Consider the following 17,481-nt stretch of genomic DNA (forward strand, 5'->3'; position numbering starts at 1 on the left):
AAATTTTATTAGTTTTTAAAATCCTTTAAGGCGTTTAAATCAAAGGTATCCCAAAGAGCTTCAACATTCATGTTCTTACCTTCTAGTGTAACATAAAATCGATCATTATATAAAAACCTAAGTTCAGAGTGGAAATCAGCTTTGGTGTCTTCATCACGATCGGTTCCAAAAGTCATGATTCCATTTCGTTCTTTTTTTGAATATCGAATTGTATTGTTCATTTCAGATGTCACTTTATTGAGATGTAGCATTTTCAGCGGAAGTACTGCTCCCATAGCGTTTTGTCCGGCGGCATCTAAAATTTCCATTCTAATTCTAATGGTATGCTCTCCAAAAGAGCCAACTACAGAATTATCGGTTGTTACACGTGGTTGAGTTGATGAATCGCCACTTAAACCACCCAATTGTTTTGGAAAAGCTTCTAGTAATTCAGCTTCCGTCAATGGTGTTTTCGTGCCTAACTCCTGTAATAATGCGTCGTATTTTTCATTTATATCCTCATTTTTACCAACAACTTCGTCCATTACACTCTCTATACCTTTGGAGTTTGAGGTATCTTTACAAGATACCATTAGCACAATCACGAAGATTAATTTGATTATTATTCTCATTTTGATCTGATTTATAGAATTCTCCATGATTAGCTTTATCTGTTCAATTCTTTATATTCTTTAAGGGACCCTATATCAAAAGTTTCCCAAAGTTCATCGGGCGTCATCGCTTTTGCACTAAGATTAACCATAAAACGATTGTCAAGAAGCAATTTCATTTCTGTTTCGTTATACTTGTAGTCACTTATCGTTTTAAAGCCATCTCTTTCAATTTTGATTAGTTTACTCTTTTCATTGGAAGGCGGCACGTATTCATAAAAACTAAGAAACGTGATCGCTGCAGCGTTTTTATTCCCAGCTGCATCGACAATGGAAAGTGCTATTTTCCCATTATTAAATTGCCCATAAACTTGTGACATTCCTGGGATAGCATTGACTTCATCCAACGGAAAACCCATCAATTCCTTAGGAAATGCACGTAATAATTGTTCATCAGTCAAGGGTGTTTTATTTATAAGTGTTTCTTTTAGTTTTTCTAATTCAGAATTCGACGGGGTGTCTTTTTTCTCTTTAGAGACTTCTGTATTTACCGATTTCATTATGGCCTCTCCATCTACTTTAGTGTCATTTTTACAGCTAAATAAAATAGAAAGCGCCAACAAAAAGACTGGTATTTTTGATGTATGTTTCATCTGTAGAAATTAAAATTGTTCAGTAATAATTAGTTTTGCCAATTCGATGGTTTTTTCCTTATCCAAGTTACCATCATTCGAGATATCGACCTGTAGTGTAAAGGAAACACCATTATAATACACCTCTAAATGTTGCTTCTCAGAATTCCAATACGCACGTTGGCCAACACTACTGATTTCTACTAATTCTGGATGTGCTTCAAGATCGATGAAGTCTAAAAAAGATTCCATATCCGCTTCGCCGTCCACCCATTTTAACTGAACGAGATCAGATCGAGGATAGCTCACTGTTTTACGATTTGAAGCTGATTTTCCTTTCACTTCTTCTCTTCCATTTTCCCAGTAATACCGTAGGGTTTCACCCATCATCCCTTTCATTGTGTGCATTTTCTTGGCCTTTGAGGCATCAAACCCGGTAATTCTTGATGCCATTTCCAATGTAAGTAAATCGTTGTAATCCCCGCTAAAAACGAAGTTATTGCCTGGATTTAGTTCTTCATTAATTGATACAGAATCAACAGTTTGTCCATTTCCTTTACAAGAAAAAAATAATGCTATCACAAGGAAAAGATATGCATGCTTTATCATGACTGCTGTTTTAGTTCTTAATGAATTTGATAATCTGTTTTCCTTTATTTTCAGAGTTGATGTTTAAAAAATAAATACCCTTAGATAAGGCTGAAACATCTAAGGAAGTCGATGATGGGTTCCTGTCTTTTTTGAGAACAGTTTGCCCTAATTGATTAATAACATCTAATTGATAATTTCCTCCCAGTATATTTTCAATTTTTAAAATGGTAGAGACTGGGTTTGGGTAAACTGAATACACATTTTGCTCTATATCATCAAGAGATAATACTCCACAGTTTGTCAAAACTGGAGCTCTTACTGATCCGGTGTTAGTTCCGTTTCCTACCTGTCCATTATTGTTGAATCCCCAAGCCCATATATTCCCATCTGTTTTGATGGCTTTAGACTGAATGTTACCAGCAGATACAGATTCCCAATTAGTGTCCATCCCAATTTGAACAGGCGTATTTCTATTAATGATGGTATTATCGCCTACTGACCCTGCTCTATTTAAACCCCATGCCCATAAAGTGCCATTCGCTTTGGTTGCTAGAGTATGGTGAAGGCCAGCATCAACTGAATTCCAATCGGTATCTGTTCCTATTTGAGTCGGGGTTAATCGTTGTGAATTTGTCCCATCACCTAATTGCCCAAAATTATTAATGCCCCAAGCCCATAAGGTGCCGTCGGTTTTGATTGCGATAACGTGTTGATATCCCGTAGCTATGGTTTCCCAATCCGTATCGGTTCCTATTTTAGTTGGCACTCGCTTATCAGTGGTTGTTCCATCACCCAATTGCCCTCCTGAATTACTTCCCCAAGTCCACAAGGTGCCATCAGTTTTTATGGCTACCGTTATAATCCACCCAGCAAAAGCCTTTTTCCATTTAGTAGCATCGTTTTGGCTCACTACCTGAATAGGCAGATGTGAATTTTCTGAACCTCCATTTCCTAGTTCACCTATTACATTAGAACCCCAAGCCCATAAGGATCCATCAGTTTTTATACCCACACTGTGACTGATACCTGACGACACCCAATCCCAATCAGTGTCTGTGCCGATTCTCGTCAAAAACTCAATGTCTGTATTAGTTCCATCACCCAATTGACCAAACCAGTTATAACCCCATCCCCATAGCGAACCATCGGTTTTTAAGGCAAGATTATGAGTGTCTTCTGTCGAAATCATTTTCCAATCGCTATCTGTACCTAGTTGTTTTGGAACACTCGAATGAACACTTCCATCCCCTAAACCGATAGAATTTATACCCCAAGTCCATAAGCTACCTTCAGGAGTCAATGCAATGGTATGTCTGTTTCCAACCGATACAGATTGCCAACATTGAGGGAATATGCTTTCAGAAACTAAGAAAAACGCTCCTAAGATTATAATGTTGATAGGTAATTGCAGCTTCATGGTTTTACTTTTTTAAATTTGTGAATTATAGGTAGGATATTTATATGGGGAATGTATCCATCCAAAAAAAGGGGCTTTTAAATACCTTCATTTTGTAATCTGAAATTTCCGCGAAATGATAAATTCCGCTAATCTTCAGAATACCCCTTTAAAACTTAGCACAGTAATCATTAAAAAAACAGATGGGCCTCATGGTGAAAAGACCATATTTTCTTTAAAGATTGCTGGAATTCAGCTGGCCTCACATAAATTTATAATCAGATTTGCTGATCGATTTTTGAACTTCTTCGAGTCCTATACATTCCATGGTAGCATTCTCTTTTTTGTTTTTGAGATTTTTCATGTCCATATGGATCATCAGAACTTTGTCGTCAGGATTAAAATAATCTTTAAGCGCATCGGGAACTTTGGTTTTACTGTTTTTATAGATATCATCAAAGCTTATCTCGGCATCCGTAATAAAATACATGGTCATTTCATAGCCGTCATTGACCGCTTTAACGCCTTTACAATCAAACCCGTTTATGGTCTTTCCAGGCAATGTTTCAAAGGTGAAATCTTCTGAGACTTCATTATTTTCCTCTAAGTCAAGATCAGGCATCTTATTGACCATGCCTATATTATTTCCTTCAGAAGCCATAAACACAGCCATTATATTATGATCAGTATCCATGACCGTGAACATATTGTTCATCATTGCAGAAGTAAATCCGAAATAAGCTACATCAGGTTTTAAATAATAATCAAAAATGATTTCTCCTTCTTTAGTTGCCATCTTTAGTGAATATTTCCAAGTAAAATCATAAGTATCGGCAACCAAAGCAGGATCTGCCTTTTCTTTACTTCCTCCAAACGGATTAATGTCAAACATTTTATCCATGGACTGGGTCGCTTTTTCAGCAGCCTTATTCGCTGTTTTCTCAATGACTGCATCCTCTACACGCTGCTCAACCCGTTTCTGGAGTTTCTTTAGGAATTGCCCTTGGGACGTGGATACGAAAAAAAGTGAGAACAGTACTCCGACGAATATTTTAGAATTTAGATTTTTCATTTCAAATGGATTTTTAGAGTGATTTTATCTTTAGTGCAATAAAAATTACAGATGTTAACATTTTCTTAAAAAAAAATGGAAGGATGATAAAATTGTTCGTTTTTTATGTTTCATGATGATATTAATTCTTGGTTTGCTAGAAATTGAACTGTAGTTATGGAGGTAATACATCATAAAAATTAATCCTCTACAGAATGTTACAATTTGAATTTTTCACTTTGATTTGATTTAGAATGATTTATCTTTAGTCTAAGAAAAATAATATGAAGGATTATATTTTGTAAATAAACACTTAATCCTATATGGAAAATCATCTTGTAGATGCTTTAAAAAACAACGACCAAAAGCTCATCAAAGAACTTTATGGCCGCTATCGCAATGAGTTTTTTGCATTTTCAAAGAAATATGGTATTCAGGAAAATGATCGTTCCGATATTTATCAAGAAGCATTTTTAGGGATGCGAAAACATGCCATTTCTGGAAAACTATATGATGTTGATTGCAGTTTTAAAACCTACCTTTTTGGAATTGCAAAACATTTAATCTATGATGAGCATAAATATTATGCTTCTAAAAAACCCTACGATGCCAAACTTCACAATGCAAATTCAGATCATGTTATTGAAATTGATAGTGAAAGGGAATTGACCCAAGAGCAAAAATTATTACGACATTATTTTAATCAATTAGGGAAAAGTTGTAGGCAAATGTTAACATTAAGCTTTTACAGAGGACTAACCAATGAAGAAATAGCAAAACAATATGGTTACGAAAGTGAAGCGGTAGTGCGAAGTCAAAAATCGCGTTGCCTGAAAACATTGAAAGACCTGATTAAAACATCCCCCAAATGACAATTAATGAAAAATTGTTAGAAAATTTTTTTTCTAACAACCTGACCGAAGCAGAACTTCAGGAATTTGATAACCAGTATGCAACTGATAAGGACTTTAAAAAAGAAGTCGATTTTCTAAAAAATGTGCGAGTGGTTTCAGAAACCGAAGACCATGAACTTTTTAAAAATCAATTGGCTAATTACGAAACGGAGATTTCGCCAAAGAAAGCATCCCTTAACGCCAAGTGGCTAAAACCGATGGCCGCTTTGGCTGCAATATTGATTGTCGCACTTAGTGTTACGTTTTTAGCAAACAAAGACACTAAAGACCACTTATTCAGCACCTATTTTGAACCTTCTAAAAATGTGAGTGCTCCAATTGTACGCGCCGAAATCGATGGGCAACTTGCCGGTAAGGCGTTTATTGCCTATAGTGAAGCCGATTATAAACACGCCATTCCCATTTTTCAAAAGGCGTTTAAAGAAACAGAAAATCCAGAATTATTGTTTTATGAAGGTAATGCGCTTTTAGCACAGGACAACGCGCAAGAAGCTATTGAGGTTTTTAAGACACATCTTTCTTATTCTGATGCTTTGACCAATAGAACACATTGGTATCTGGCTTTGGCATATCTAAAGGCCAACCAACTTGATGAAGCAAAGCAGGAATTAAAGACTTTTATTAATTCTGAAGAAACCTTCAAAAAAACGGAAGCCAAATCACTTCTTAAAAAACTGAACTAGTTTTTTTCTAAAAACTCCTAAAATAACAATTGGAAAAATGGCTAAGTAGATCCAGTAATTTTGTTTTTCTACAAGTGCATCGGTATTGCCTGAAAGCACAAATCCAGACCAATAATACGGATGCTTCAATAAGTCATCGTCGGTATGCTTTAAATAAGCCAATTTTGCTTTTTTAAGCGCTTCGTCTTTAGTCTCGCCCAATTTTAAATGTTGGTAAAAATAGGTCATGATTTTAGCTGTTGCTTCGTCGTCTACCTTCCAAAGACTTACTACAGTGCTTGGCACGCCAGCATAACTAAAGGCACGAGATAAGCTAATCACACCTTCGCCATTTTCATAAAAACCGCTACCCGTATCGCAAGCGCTCAAGACTGCTAAATCAGCATCTAAACTTTCATTATAAAGTTCGGAAATAAACAATTGGTAATCACGCTCACCATAAAAATTTAATGATGAAAACTCTGGATTTAATTCATCAATGTTAGAGTGCATTGCTAAATGGAGGATATTAAAGTCCGCCGCATTTTCAAGAAATTCCTTTTTTGTAGCATTGATATAACTTTTCCCTTCAAAAATTTCAAGAATTGCCTTAACCTCATCTGATACTTTTGGTAATTTACTTTGACTATTGGATGCAGAAAAAGCACCTATCCGAAGAGCTTCAAAATTTGAATCCATCTTTTTTTGCTCTTGATACAATAATAACGAGGATGCATAACTTACTGAAGGCATTCTTTCATTTAATAATAATGCTTCAAAAGGAAAATAATTTAAGGCGCCATCTGCAACTATAATTATTCTTTTATAAGGTTTTAGATTAATAGTGCTAAATAACAAGCTCCGCAAAGCATCAAAGGAAACCTCATAATCAGGCCGTCTTTGTTTTAAGTGATCCAAACAGGTTTTTAAAGCGCTCAGAGCTTTTGATTTGTCTAGTGGAGGTAATAGTTCAATATTATTTTTAGATATTATAAAGGTGTACAAATGCTTATCCGTAAGGATATACTTTAAAATAAGTTTTTTGTCTTTCAATGATTTCTGAAGCGTTGCAATGTCAAAATTTTTAACATTCAGCTGATAATAGGTTTTATGCTGCTCTTTTATAGAATCTTGGATTTCGGTTAACTTCGCTTTTAAATCATATATTTTCTCTTTCCACAGAGCGATTTTTTCATCGGAATCATCCGTTGCATTTAAAAGTGCCTTTTGATAGAAATTAAGTTGTGCTTTTACACTCTCTTCTTGGTTAATATAGTGCTCAGGAACATACACTTCTTGACGCCGACTGTTGAACATAAATTTTGACCAGGTCAATTTGGAGACGTTGTTTTCAATGGTATTTAAAATTTCAGCCACTATCTCTGAATTGCTATTTTGAGCAGAGCCAACTTCTAACAAGCGTTCATTGATGTCATTATAAACTGTGAACAATCGTTTATTGTAACGTTGGCCTAAATACAATTGATTGTAAATTTTAGCAGCCAGTAAATACCGATGTGTTGCTTTTCTTAAATTTTCATAAGTGCTATCTTCCTTATAACGTTGAAGATAAAAATCGCCCATCACCATAAATCCATCAATAGTTTCAAAAGAAATTATGGGTTTTATATCGGAGAGAGATGCGCTTTCAATAGATTTATCAGAAGTATTCAATATAGAAAATGCATCATCCATAAACTGTCGCGCTTGTTTATGATCATGCAGGCCTTGAGTGGTTTTTGCGTATTGAATCGTCCAATTAAACTTATTGGCAATGTCTTCATCAACTTCTGATATTTCTAAAGCGTCCAACACTTTTTTGGCATCTGCATACCGCTCTGCTTTGAGCAAAAGTTCCGCTTTGTACAATTCAAAAACTATTGATTTTGTGTAATAGGTGGTCTTATATTTCTCTTGAATCGCAATGGCTTTGTCCAAAAGTCCCAAAGCTTTCTCATTGTTCTTTTTTTCCACTAAAGAGGCATAAAATTTTAAAGTAGAAGTCAATGTTTTTGCCTCAAAATCGAGCAAATCTTTATCAGGGTCAATGGTATTTAGAATACTATTGGCATAAAAAATAGTTTTTATAGTATCATTTTTTCTCGCATAATGGAGCATCAAGTCTGACCAATTCGAAAGTTGGTCTCTATAGATTTCCTCCTTGTTTCTAATAAATCCCGTCTTTTTTACAACCTCTTCCTCTCGCAGTTTTTTCTTCTTCAGGATGTATTCCTCTGCTCTTTCAAAATCACCATAATAGGAATACCAATAAAATAAGTTACCGTAACAACTGTACAGATACCTTTTATTATCAGTGCCCCCAAGTTGTTCCCATATTGTCTTAGCCTTCAGCAGTGATTCCAACTCCTTTTTACGCAATCCTAAATGCCGATACTCCACTGCAATATTATTGTAGGCTTGTGCTACATCAGTATGGTTTTCACCAATAATTTTCTGGTATAGATCGAGTGATGATTGATAGTTCTCAACTGCTTGGGAATAATCGCCCAGTTGTCCGTTGATATATCCAATATCATATATCAAATCGACAAAGGTTTTATCAGTTCCGGACAAAGTGTCCTTGAGGAACTTATATCCCAACAATGCCTGTTCCAAAGCATGTTTCCAATTACCCAAATAAGCCGTTTGGTGGTAAACCCTGTTTTGTACCTGATATTGGAACATCCGGTCTGGAGATTTTACGTCTCGATATAGATCTCTAGCTTTTAGGGAAGCTTGTAGTGCGCTGTCTAAATATTTTTCCCTGGCTATTTTGGTAATTCCTTTATCTGGATTATGATAATTGTAACTTTTTAATTCATAGTTTGAAGATTGGGTGTGAAAGTATTTTGCTCTAAGATAAATTTGATAATCCTGAGGCGCCAGGTGCTGAGATTTAATGGCCTGTTCCCTAATGGATAAGGCCAGGTCATATTCACCCTGATTGTGTATTGAGTCTGCTAGAGTTGTTAAGCTATCTTTTTGATAAATGGTTTGGGAATAACCAAAAGAGAACCAAAATACAGGTAGGAAAAAGAAAACAAGACATCTCATTATAAGTCTGTTTATACTTCTTAAATTTAAACAATTAACCCGATGAAATACTGATTTACCTTACCAATTTTCAATTTTAATTACCCACAATATTCTTCAGAACCCCGTAATAGGTGTTGTTGAATGCACTATCCTATATCATTCAATCCATACCCACCTTTTATAGTGTTCTATAGAAAAACAAGATAATGCCATAAGTTTCAAGGTGTTTTTAGTAAGAAAGAATGAGCATGAAACACATCAACCTGTTGAGCTCAAAACACGACTAGAGTATCAGATTTTAAGTGCGTTAGTTAGTCACTCTATAAGCTTATACAGCACTGGTTTACTAGGCGTTGCATCATTTACAAAAGGTGCAATTTGTAAATTCAATAGATAACTGCCGTCCTCTATTTTATTTTTAACATAGATGAATTCAGTGATGGTGCAGTCCATTCTTCTCTTCCCATCAAAATCCCAAAAGGCTTTATGTGACAGTAGTTTTCCTCCATCATGTTCACGATCCACACTAGGCAAATCGATCAATAAATGCTTTATACCTTTCTCTCTGATGAATATCATCGCCTCTTCGGTTAAATAGGACCAATTGGTTTCAGAATAATGTCGACTTTTTTTGCTTTTAGTATTTGGAAGTGTCCGGATGACCAAAGCTTCAGGTGTTTTACCTTTCAACAGCACCTCTATTTGTTGCTTAGAAATAACCGTATCTTTCATATAGTTTTCTGGAGCGACAGAAATCAATTCGGCCGTAAAGAAAAACTGCTTCAAATTTTTATTGATGGAGTGGAATTCTTCCGTAATATGCCCGATGCATTCCGTATGTGTACCATGGGCGTGCGGATTGAAATAAATATCATTAAAATTCACAGCACCACCAGCTTTCACATTTCCGATCCAATCGCGCGTTTTAACAGGTTCAATTCTTGGTTCTCCAAGATACCAAGCATTCACGTTAGTTGTTGTGGCGCGTAGGGGAATGGAAATATCCAAAGGTTTTAATAAATCTATTTTAATAATTTTTGAGTTATGTTCAATGATTGCCTTCAAGATAAATTGATTTTAAAAAGATCAGAAGCAATGCCATCACTCAAAAACTTTCCTTTTTTTGTGACCAGCAATTTACCATCGTCAAGATACAATAATTGTTGAATAATATGTTTTTGGGCTTGGTCCAAAAGATAGTTTTTATAGTGTTCTCCAAATTCCAGTTCAACTTTTTTTAAAGAAACACCCCAAATGGTCCGTAATCCGGTCATCACATATTCGTTGTATTTATCAGTGATGGACAGGGTTTCCGTTTCAATGGGAACGACGTCTTCGTTTAAACTATTGATGTATTTTGAATTGTTTCTTACGTTCCAGCTTCGATGTTTTCCATCAAAAGAATGCGCTGAAGGTCCAATGCCCAAATATGGTTTGCCCTGCCAATAGGCCGAATTGTTTCTGCTGAAATATCCTGGTTTTCCAAAGTTGGAAAGTTCATAATGTATAAAGCCAGCAGCTTCCAGTTTTTCAATCATGATGTGAAATTGCTCTTGTGCCAAATCATCATCCACATTTTTAATTATGCCTTTTTTAATAAAAGTAGCTAAAGGGGTTTTGGGCTCCACGGTCAAGGCATAACTTGAAATATGAGGAATATTGAAGGCTAATGCCATTTCCAAATTTTGAATCCAGCGTGCGTTGCTCATTCCGGGAATACCGTAAATTAAATCGATGGAAATATTTTCGAAGTGTTTGGTGGCTTCTTCCAGACATTTTTTTGCTTCTTCTGAATTGTGTGCCCGATTCATCAGTTTTAAGTCTTCCTCAAAAAAGGATTGGATGCCGATAGAAAGACGATTGATTGGAGAAGCTGCGTAGTCGTTAAGCTTTTGGTGCGTTAAATCGTCGGGGTTGGCTTCTAAGGTAATTTCTGGATTTTCAGATACCTCATAGTTTTTGTAAACTTCATCAATCAAAAACTGTAATTCTTCAATCGACAATAAACTCGGGGTGCCTCCACCAAAATAGATCGTTTCAACTTTTTGATTTTTGAATTCATCTTTTCGCAATACCAATTCTTTTGCCAAGGCATGGACCAGTTCATCCTTCTTCTTTAACGAGGTCGAAAAATGAAAGTCGCAGTAGTGACAGGCTTGTTTGCAAAATGGGATGTGGATATAGATGCCGCTCATTTAGTATTTAGTCTCAGTAATAAGTTGTTTTAATTGATGACTTAAGATTTACGAAAATAAAAAAGTTATTTCGCAAAGGTGCACAAATCTGTGTGCCGACAGGCAGGGAAGCACGAGGTTTTACAAAGACCTCGTTAAGTTAAATAAATTCCGTTTGCTGAAAACTGAAACCGAGACTGAGACTGCCAACTGATGACTGCCAACTGATGACTAAATAACTACCCTTTCTTTTTTCTGAGGTCAACAATTGGATTGTTTTTCACACCTCCTTTAGAAGTTGGCGCACTATTCTGTTTCACAAAAGCCGCCCAGCCTGTATAGCTTTTACCAATTTCAATTTTACCATCATTATAAAAATGACAGACCGCAGCCGCCAAGCCGTCCATGGAGTCCAGATTTTTTGGTAAGGTTTTCAATCCTAACAAACTTTGAAGCATTTTAGCAACTTGTTCTTTGCTGGCGTTTCCATTTCCAGTAATCGCCATTTTTATTTTTCTTGGAGCATATTCAGTGATGGGAATCTCTCTACTTAATCCAGCTGCCATGGCGACGCCTTGAGCACGGCCTAGTTTCAACATACTTTGTACGTTCTTCCCAAAAAAGGGCGCTTCTATAGCAATCTCATCAGGATGATGCGTGTCAATAAGTTCAATGGTACGTTCAAAAATAAGCTTGAGTTTAAGATAATGATCGTCGTATTTTTTGAGATCAAGTTCATTTAATTGTAAAAAAGTCATGTTTTTTCCAACCACTTTTATAAGCCCAAACCCCATAATTGTGGTACCTGGATCGATCCCTAAAATAATTTTTTCTTTCGACATTAATAATAACAATAATCACATCCGCCCAAAGATAGGGATACTCCAATCGCAACGTACATTAAATCGCCATTAAACGAGAATCCATGTCTAGTCACATCATACTTATCTTTTCCAGGAACCCCATAGGCATAACCACCATCCACAAACATGGAAACCGATTTGGACAAACGGTAGTGTAGTTCCACGCCACCTAAAAGATTCAAGTAAGTATAGGTGTTATTTGCATAGTTGCCCAACGGTTTGGTCATGCTCACCCCCGGACCGGCATGCGCTACAATACCAATTGGCGGAGGTAAAAAGGTGAACAGATCCTTAAAGTCATAAACCGCTTGAACATTAACCCTGGTATAGTTCAATTTATAAGGTATCGACCCATTTTCGGAGGAAGCCCTATTATAACCCACATCGAGTTTTGTTCCCCAATTTCTGGAAAACATATGTTGAACTCCTAAATTAATGGTTGGAAAATTGACATACTTGGAATAATAACCTGGGTCTTGTCCATGGTCGATAGGGTTATTAACTCCCAAAGCGAGCTGCAGTTTCCATTTTTCTACATCCTTTTGAGCAACACTTAGTGACGTGGTCATGAGTGTTAAAAACAAAAGCCAACTTAAGTTTTGTACTTTTAAATAAGGCGTCATAAGCTAATTATCGTTTAATTTGTGACTATGTTAATGGCAATCTCCCACAAAACTAAACAATTCTTGCTTGCACTTATAAAATTAAGTCTTGTTGTTACTGCTTTTTGCTTTATATATTCAAAACTATTTCAAAATGGGGAATTGAGTTTTGCCGAATTCGTCCAAAATTTAAGGAATTTTAGCTCAATTTCTATTAATGCAGCACTTATTCTTGTGTTTTTGAGCATATTTAACTGGATTATGGAAATCCGCAAATGGCAAACTTTAGTGAGTTCCATTTTTAAAATTTCATTTAATGAAGCAAAATCGCAAAGTTTGGGCGCACTTACAGCGTCATTATTGACCCCCAACCGTATTGGCGATTATGGTGCTAAAGCGCTATACTATCCATTGCAGTTTCGCAAAAAAATAATGGTTCTGAATTTACTTGGAAATAGTGCGCAAATGGGCGTTACCACTGTTTTTGGCGGGATTGGATTTATGTACCTTACGCATCACGTTCAACCTGAATTAAACTATGGTACCATCTTCATTTGGCTAGCTGGGATTGGAATATTAAGCCTTCTTTTAATTTGGACTTTTAAAACGAAGCGGCTAACAAACCAGAAGGATGCAATTTCTAAACTAATGGATTTTATTAGGCGAATTTCCAACAAAATTATGCTCAAGGTAGTTCTGTTTTCTCTGTTGCGATATCTCATCTTTTCCTTTCAATTTTATTATCTGTTGTTCTTATTTGGAGTTGGGATAAGTTATTTTGAAGCCATGATCGCCATCTCAAGTATGTATCTTTTATCGTCGATTATGCCCTCCATTTTTATTTTTGATGTGGTCATTAAAGGTGGCGTTGCGGTTTATTTGTTCGGATTACTTGGGGTTCCCGAGTTTATTATTTTGTCCATTGTCACCTTAATCTGGGTTTTAAATTTTGTTCTCCCTAGCGTGGTCGGTAGCTACCATGTGCTAAGGTTTAAACTCCCAAAACCCGTATCATGATTTTCATTGGTTTTGGTATCACCTTAATTTACTTCCTACTCATTGCAAGTTTTCTTTTTGGCTTTGACCGTATCAAAACTTTTGAATTACGTCATCTCAAAGCAAAAACCCGGTTTAGCGTTATTGTTCCATTTAGGAATGAAGCAAAAATGCTACCTGCACTTTTAGAGTCGATTGAATTGTTGAATTACCCAAAGGACTATTTCGAAATTATTTTTGTGGATGATGATTCGGATGACATTTCGGTGGATCTGATCAATTCATTTTGGGCAAATACCCGTAATCCTCCAACCGATTTCAAAGTCATCAAGAATAAGAGAACCAGCAAGTCTCCTAAAAAGGATGCGCTAACCTTGGCCATTTCACAGGCTAAATATGGATGGATTGTTACTACAGATGCGGATAGTGTACTTCCAAAATACTGGCTGGAAAGCTTTGATGAATTCATCCAAACCCATAGCCCTCAACTAATTGTTGCTCCAATTACCTACGGCAATACCCAAGAATTTTTAGAAAATTTCCAACTCTTGGACGTTCTAAGTTTGCAAGGCGCAACTATTGGAGGTTTCGGTATGAAAAAACCCTTTTTGTGCAATGGCGCTAATTTGGCTTATACGAAAGAACTTTTTAAAACGCTTAATGGCTTTGATGGCAATTCTGACATAGCGAGTGGTGACGACGTTTTTTTACTTGAAAAAGCTATACAACATAATAAAAGTAAAGTTCTATATTTAAAATGTGAGCACAGTGTCGTTTCCACTTTGGCGTTAAATTCGTGGTCCAATTTAATTGAGCAACGTGTACGTTGGGCGGCTAAAGCCAGTGCATATAACAATCTGTTTGGGAAGCTTGTGGGACTTATTGTTTTTTCTCAGAATGCGCTTTTGGTTTGCAGTGTTTTATTAGTTCCCATAGGGATAATGGCACCACAACATTTATTATTTATTTTTCTCATCAAACTCAGTATTGATTTTCTGTTAATCTATAAAGCTGCCCTTTTCTTTGCTCAGAAAGAACATTTAATACATTATTTCTTATCGTCGTTATGCTATCCAATTTTTACCGTTTACGTGGCCTTCATAGCTGTGTTTAAAGGTTTTAAATGGAAGGGTAGGAACTATATAAAGTAACGCCGCGCCGTTTATTTTTGTAGATTTACGAACAACCAACTCCTATTTTATGAAAAAATCAATTCTTATTGCACTTTTTTTATTAAACTTCTCCTTGGTTGGTGCCCAAGAAACCTACACGGTTGATGGCAAATCTGTTCAATTAAAAACTGCGGCTGAAGGCACTTTGGGTTTACTTTGGAATATTATTGATGACCATTATCGATATTTCATAAAAACTCAGGACAATCAACTATCGGAATTGATCAATACGAAAAATGCTGACAATATTTATCAAGAGCAATATAAATCTACTTTAAAAGACCTCACCAACAACACGATGGACGTGTCCAAAGTCAAGCTGAAATTACCAAGTTTAGCGCGTTTTGTTGATCAATATAATAGGGCTGTGGATCCGGATTATGTGTCCATGAACTCCAAGTTCAAACCCGACTTCCACTTGGGTGTTTTTGGAGGGATTACCAACAGTCCATTTGTGAGGAATCCTCAGAATGAAAAGTCGGCTGTGTTTGGTGCAGAAATCGAAATGTTAGGTGGTGCCAACAATAGACATTCTGGCTATTTACAGCTGCGGCATATGGCTGAAACAGATGCATTCAAATATAAAACCACGGAGCTTTCCTTAGGATATCGTTATCGGTTTGTTCAAACCTCACGATTTAGCTTGTACGGTGATGCAAAGTTCGCCACCCTGAATTTTACAAAGGCCACTATCACTTTTACAGACGATAAGGACATCACCAAAACTGAATATCTTGATGAAACGGCTTTTGATCTCCCGCTCATTATTGGATTGGGTGCTGACCTAAAACTGAGCAATAGCATCTATGCCAATCTGAGTTACAATCAGATTTTCGCCGTCTTTTTTAAGAATCAAGGTAACTTCTCCTCAGATATCACCCTCGGACTCAAGTTTAAAGTCAATTAATTAATATTGACAATAACCGGTAAACTAAATTCGGTAGCGACTTGCTGACTGCGTTTAATGGCGGGATAAATTTTTGGAAGTGAATCAAAACTGTGTCTTAAAATGCTGTCCAATTGCGGAATTTGAGCTTTAGTTATGGAATCCATATCAATGTTCCGAACTGAAAATTGTCCAGTTTTATCAATGTGAATTTTTAAAAGTACCGTATCAGAAACATCTTCAGTGACCACAATTTTTTGATTTTCTAAATGAGAGGTGAGCAATTTATGAAGGTGGTTTTCAAAGCAGACTTTTTTTTCTTGATTGGTTGTTGCCGCATCACAATCAGAAAATGTTGGGTACTCATCCACGTCATTCCAATTGATAGCTTGCATTTCCTCTTCCAAAAGTTGTTCGGTGGACACTTTTTTCGACTGAAAATAATCACAAGAGGTCAGTAGGATAAAAAAAACAAGTAATAATGGCTTCATTTCATAGAGTACTGAAGCTGAAAAATACAATTTTTTTAGAGAATAAAATCACTAGAAGTCGTTCTGTTCATCAATTTATTTCCTCTAGTAGGTTTTAATACTCGAGGTTGGTCTGGACCATGAAATCATTTTCGTTTTAGAGGACAGTTCTTATACAAAAACTTAACCGCAAACAACACAAATAAAAATCGCTAGGACCGCAAGGTTCCCTAAAGAAAATGGAATAAAGAGTACGAGCTTGGCGTAAGCCTTTGCGACCATTGCGGTAAACCTATAGCATCACAATGCTTAATCAGATTTCATGAATTTCTCGTCCTTTAGTTCTCTCAAGCGTCCATTGGCAAAGGGAATATAAACGCTTTTGGGAAACTTTTCTTTAAACACTTCATAGATCTTAATTTTAGAATCCCTATCGGCATAGTATTCATCCTTAGTCCGCACTAAAAAGAACTGTGCCATCTCGTCTTGTGGATCCTCTTTAATGGCATTTTGGAGGGCGGCAATGGCTTCCTTGTACTTTCCTTGTTGATTTAGAATGGTGGCCAATTTGGTATATTCGGCGTTTAATGGCTGATCCATGATGACCAAAGCCTCAGAAATCCACTTTTCCGCGGCAGCATAATCGTTAATATTTTCATACAACTGACCCAAAATATAAAGATTGGTCGTGTTCTTTGGGTCAAAAGACACTGCCAGATTTGCATGATCGATCGCTTTTTTATATAGGGTTTGCTCTGCATAACAAAAGCTCAGCTTTTCATGTATAAATTGAGAATTTTCTCCCAAAACCAATAATTTATCAAACCATACGGAAGCTTCTTTATAATCCTCTTTCCAGTAATAATTCAGTGCTTTTAAGTTGATAAGTTCCACATTGTTGGCATAGCTTTCCAAACCCGTGTTGATGTATTTAAGGGATGCTTCATGCTTTCGTTTTACTAAAAAATATCTGGCCATTTTGGCGATGGCCTTTTGATGGGTGGGATCAAGCTCATAAGCCGAATGAAATCTGTTCATCGCCGTAGAATCGCCTTGTTTTTCAAATACCAGACCCAACTCGTAATGGTAGTTTGGATTTCTATAATCGAGATACACCAATTCACTAAATAACACTGCAGCATCATTAAGTTTCTTGCTTCTGGACAACAATTTGGCATAATCATACTTAATGAGTGCATCCTCAGGAAAAGCATTGAGCGCAAGGTCATAGTTTTTTAAAGCTAAGTCATAGTTACCAAGAGCCAAATAGGCTTTGGCCATCTTTTCATAGACCAGACCCTGTTGTTCATAAGATTTATAGGTATCAATGGCTTGAGAATAGTTGCCATGGGCATACAAGCTGTCTGCTCGCTTTAAGAGAACGTCCTGCGCTTGTATGGACCATGTGACCAACGCAATTATTAAAAAGCTACAAAATTTAATCAT

17 protein-coding genes are annotated in these 17,481 nt (G+C 36.4%); 5 read left to right on the forward strand and 12 right to left on the reverse strand.

Annotated elements, in window-relative coordinates:
- Positions 1 to 8: 8 nt before the first annotated feature.
- From VLZ86_RS03700 to VLZ86_RS03720, 5 genes are all read right to left on the reverse strand, one after another.
- A complete protein-coding gene (locus tag VLZ86_RS03700; protein ID WP_325448850.1) occupies positions 9 to 611 on the reverse strand; it encodes a hypothetical protein in 603 nt (200 codons plus the stop codon).
- Positions 612 to 646: 35 nt separating this feature from the next.
- The gene (locus VLZ86_RS03705; RefSeq protein ID WP_325448852.1) at positions 647 to 1,243 is read right to left on the reverse strand and encodes a hypothetical protein; all 597 of its coding nucleotides are present in this window, start codon (positions 1,241 to 1,243) and stop codon (positions 647 to 649) included.
- 9 nt (positions 1,244 to 1,252) lie between these two features.
- Positions 1,253 to 1,831 carry a hypothetical protein gene (locus tag VLZ86_RS03710; RefSeq protein WP_325448854.1) on the reverse strand — a complete coding sequence of 193 codons (579 nt, stop codon included), beginning with the start codon at positions 1,829 to 1,831 and terminating at the stop codon, positions 1,253 to 1,255.
- A 10-nt stretch (positions 1,832 to 1,841) separates the two neighbouring features.
- Positions 1,842 to 3,230 carry a T9SS type A sorting domain-containing protein gene (locus VLZ86_RS03715; protein ID WP_325448856.1) on the reverse strand — a complete coding sequence of 463 codons (1,389 nt, stop codon included), beginning with the start codon at positions 3,228 to 3,230 and terminating at the stop codon, positions 1,842 to 1,844.
- Positions 3,231 to 3,471: 241 nt separating this feature from the next.
- Positions 3,472 to 4,281 carry a DUF4412 domain-containing protein gene (locus VLZ86_RS03720; protein WP_325448858.1) on the reverse strand — a complete coding sequence of 270 codons (810 nt, stop codon included), beginning with the start codon at positions 4,279 to 4,281 and terminating at the stop codon, positions 3,472 to 3,474.
- Positions 4,282 to 4,583: 302 nt separating this feature from the next.
- On the opposite strand from VLZ86_RS03720, the gene VLZ86_RS03725 reads away from it, so the two are divergent.
- Positions 4,584 to 5,132, forward strand: a complete 549-nt coding sequence (locus VLZ86_RS03725; protein WP_325448860.1) for a sigma-70 family RNA polymerase sigma factor — start codon at positions 4,584 to 4,586, stop codon at positions 5,130 to 5,132.
- Positions 5,129 to 5,857, forward strand: a complete 729-nt coding sequence (locus VLZ86_RS03730; protein ID WP_325448862.1) for a hypothetical protein — start codon at positions 5,129 to 5,131, stop codon at positions 5,855 to 5,857. The genes VLZ86_RS03725 and VLZ86_RS03730 overlap by 4 nt, the downstream gene beginning before the upstream one ends.
- Here VLZ86_RS03730 and VLZ86_RS03735 read toward each other — a convergent pair.
- From VLZ86_RS03735 to VLZ86_RS03755, 5 genes are all read right to left on the reverse strand, one after another.
- The gene (locus VLZ86_RS03735; protein ID WP_325448864.1) at positions 5,834 to 8,890 is read right to left on the reverse strand and encodes a CHAT domain-containing tetratricopeptide repeat protein; all 3,057 of its coding nucleotides are present in this window, start codon (positions 8,888 to 8,890) and stop codon (positions 5,834 to 5,836) included. The genes VLZ86_RS03730 and VLZ86_RS03735 overlap by 24 nt on opposite strands.
- Before the next feature lie 297 nt (positions 8,891 to 9,187).
- Entirely contained in the window at positions 9,188 to 9,937 is a 750-nt protein-coding gene (locus VLZ86_RS03740; protein WP_325448866.1) for a cyclase family protein, read from the reverse strand.
- Positions 9,934 to 11,067 carry a radical SAM family heme chaperone HemW gene (hemW, locus tag VLZ86_RS03745; protein ID WP_325448868.1) on the reverse strand — a complete coding sequence of 378 codons (1,134 nt, stop codon included), beginning with the start codon at positions 11,065 to 11,067 and terminating at the stop codon, positions 9,934 to 9,936. Before hemW ends, VLZ86_RS03740 begins: the two co-directional genes overlap by 4 nt.
- A 218-nt stretch (positions 11,068 to 11,285) precedes the next feature.
- On the reverse strand, positions 11,286 to 11,888 hold the full coding sequence (gene ruvC / locus VLZ86_RS03750; protein WP_325448870.1) for a crossover junction endodeoxyribonuclease RuvC: 603 nt from the start codon (positions 11,886 to 11,888) through the stop codon (positions 11,286 to 11,288).
- Positions 11,888 to 12,478, reverse strand: a complete 591-nt coding sequence (locus VLZ86_RS03755; protein ID WP_325448872.1) for a cell envelope biogenesis protein OmpA — start codon at positions 12,476 to 12,478, stop codon at positions 11,888 to 11,890. The genes ruvC and VLZ86_RS03755 overlap by 1 nt, the downstream gene beginning before the upstream one ends.
- 294 nt (positions 12,479 to 12,772) lie before the next feature.
- Between VLZ86_RS03755 and VLZ86_RS03760 the strand changes: the two genes are divergently transcribed.
- The 3 genes from VLZ86_RS03760 to VLZ86_RS03770 are packed head-to-tail and all read left to right on the forward strand — an operon-like array spanning position 12,773 to position 15,586.
- Positions 12,773 to 13,528: a hypothetical protein gene (locus VLZ86_RS03760; RefSeq protein WP_414652537.1), complete on the forward strand. Its 756-nt coding sequence runs from the start codon at positions 12,773 to 12,775 to the stop codon at positions 13,526 to 13,528.
- Positions 13,525 to 14,658 (forward strand): glycosyltransferase, encoded by a 1,134-nt coding sequence (locus VLZ86_RS03765; protein WP_325448876.1) that lies wholly within the window; start codon positions 13,525 to 13,527, stop codon positions 14,656 to 14,658. Before VLZ86_RS03760 ends, VLZ86_RS03765 begins: the two co-directional genes overlap by 4 nt.
- A 49-nt stretch (positions 14,659 to 14,707) precedes the next feature.
- Positions 14,708 to 15,586 (forward strand): outer membrane beta-barrel protein, encoded by an 879-nt coding sequence (locus VLZ86_RS03770; protein ID WP_325448878.1) that lies wholly within the window; start codon positions 14,708 to 14,710, stop codon positions 15,584 to 15,586.
- On the opposite strand, the gene VLZ86_RS03775 is transcribed toward VLZ86_RS03770, so the two are convergent.
- Complete coding sequence (locus VLZ86_RS03775; RefSeq protein ID WP_325448880.1) at positions 15,583 to 16,056, reverse strand: hypothetical protein; 474 nt, start codon at positions 16,054 to 16,056, stop codon at positions 15,583 to 15,585. The two genes, VLZ86_RS03770 and VLZ86_RS03775, sit on opposite strands and share 4 nt — an antisense overlap.
- A gap of 288 nt (positions 16,057 to 16,344) precedes the next feature.
- Complete coding sequence (locus VLZ86_RS03780; protein WP_325448882.1) at positions 16,345 to 17,481, reverse strand: tetratricopeptide repeat protein; 1,137 nt, start codon at positions 17,479 to 17,481, stop codon at positions 16,345 to 16,347.

It is taken from the genome of Gelidibacter sp. (genome assembly GCF_035515035.1).
In the GTDB taxonomy this organism is placed as follows: domain Bacteria; phylum Bacteroidota; class Bacteroidia; order Flavobacteriales; family Flavobacteriaceae; genus Gelidibacter.

What these genes read in the sequence shown, in the direction of transcription:
- VLZ86_RS03700 (WP_325448850.1), bottom strand. Translation starts at nt 611, where the DNA reads ATGAGAATAATAATCAAATTAATCTTCGTGATTGTGCTAATGGTATCT.
- VLZ86_RS03705 (WP_325448852.1), bottom strand. Translation starts at nt 1,243, where the DNA reads ATGAAACATACATCAAAAATACCAGTCTTTTTGTTGGCGCTTTCTATT.
- VLZ86_RS03710 (WP_325448854.1), bottom strand. Translation starts at nt 1,831, where the DNA reads ATGATAAAGCATGCATATCTTTTCCTTGTGATAGCATTATTTTTTTCT.
- VLZ86_RS03715 (WP_325448856.1), bottom strand. Translation starts at nt 3,230, where the DNA reads ATGAAGCTGCAATTACCTATCAACATTATAATCTTAGGAGCGTTTTTC.
- VLZ86_RS03720 (WP_325448858.1), bottom strand. Translation starts at nt 4,281, where the DNA reads ATGAAAAATCTAAATTCTAAAATATTCGTCGGAGTACTGTTCTCACTT.
- VLZ86_RS03725 (WP_325448860.1), top strand. Translation starts at nt 4,584, where the DNA reads ATGGAAAATCATCTTGTAGATGCTTTAAAAAACAACGACCAAAAGCTC.
- VLZ86_RS03730 (WP_325448862.1), top strand. Translation starts at nt 5,129, where the DNA reads ATGACAATTAATGAAAAATTGTTAGAAAATTTTTTTTCTAACAACCTG.
- VLZ86_RS03735 (WP_325448864.1), bottom strand. Translation starts at nt 8,890, where the DNA reads ATGAGATGTCTTGTTTTCTTTTTCCTACCTGTATTTTGGTTCTCTTTT.
- hemW (WP_325448868.1), bottom strand. Translation starts at nt 11,067, where the DNA reads ATGAGCGGCATCTATATCCACATCCCATTTTGCAAACAAGCCTGTCAC.
- ruvC (WP_325448870.1), bottom strand. Translation starts at nt 11,888, where the DNA reads ATGTCGAAAGAAAAAATTATTTTAGGGATCGATCCAGGTACCACAATT.
- VLZ86_RS03755 (WP_325448872.1), bottom strand. Translation starts at nt 12,478, where the DNA reads ATGACCACGTCACTAAGTGTTGCTCAAAAGGATGTAGAAAAATGGAAA.
- VLZ86_RS03760 (WP_414652537.1), top strand. Translation starts at nt 12,773, where the DNA reads ATGGAAATCCGCAAATGGCAAACTTTAGTGAGTTCCATTTTTAAAATT.
- VLZ86_RS03765 (WP_325448876.1), top strand. Translation starts at nt 13,525, where the DNA reads ATGATTTTCATTGGTTTTGGTATCACCTTAATTTACTTCCTACTCATT.
- VLZ86_RS03770 (WP_325448878.1), top strand. Translation starts at nt 14,708, where the DNA reads ATGAAAAAATCAATTCTTATTGCACTTTTTTTATTAAACTTCTCCTTG.
- VLZ86_RS03775 (WP_325448880.1), bottom strand. Translation starts at nt 16,056, where the DNA reads ATGAAGCCATTATTACTTGTTTTTTTTATCCTACTGACCTCTTGTGAT.
- VLZ86_RS03780 (WP_325448882.1), bottom strand. Translation starts at nt 17,481, where the DNA reads ATGATTAAATTTTGTAGCTTTTTAATAATTGCGTTGGTCACATGGTCC.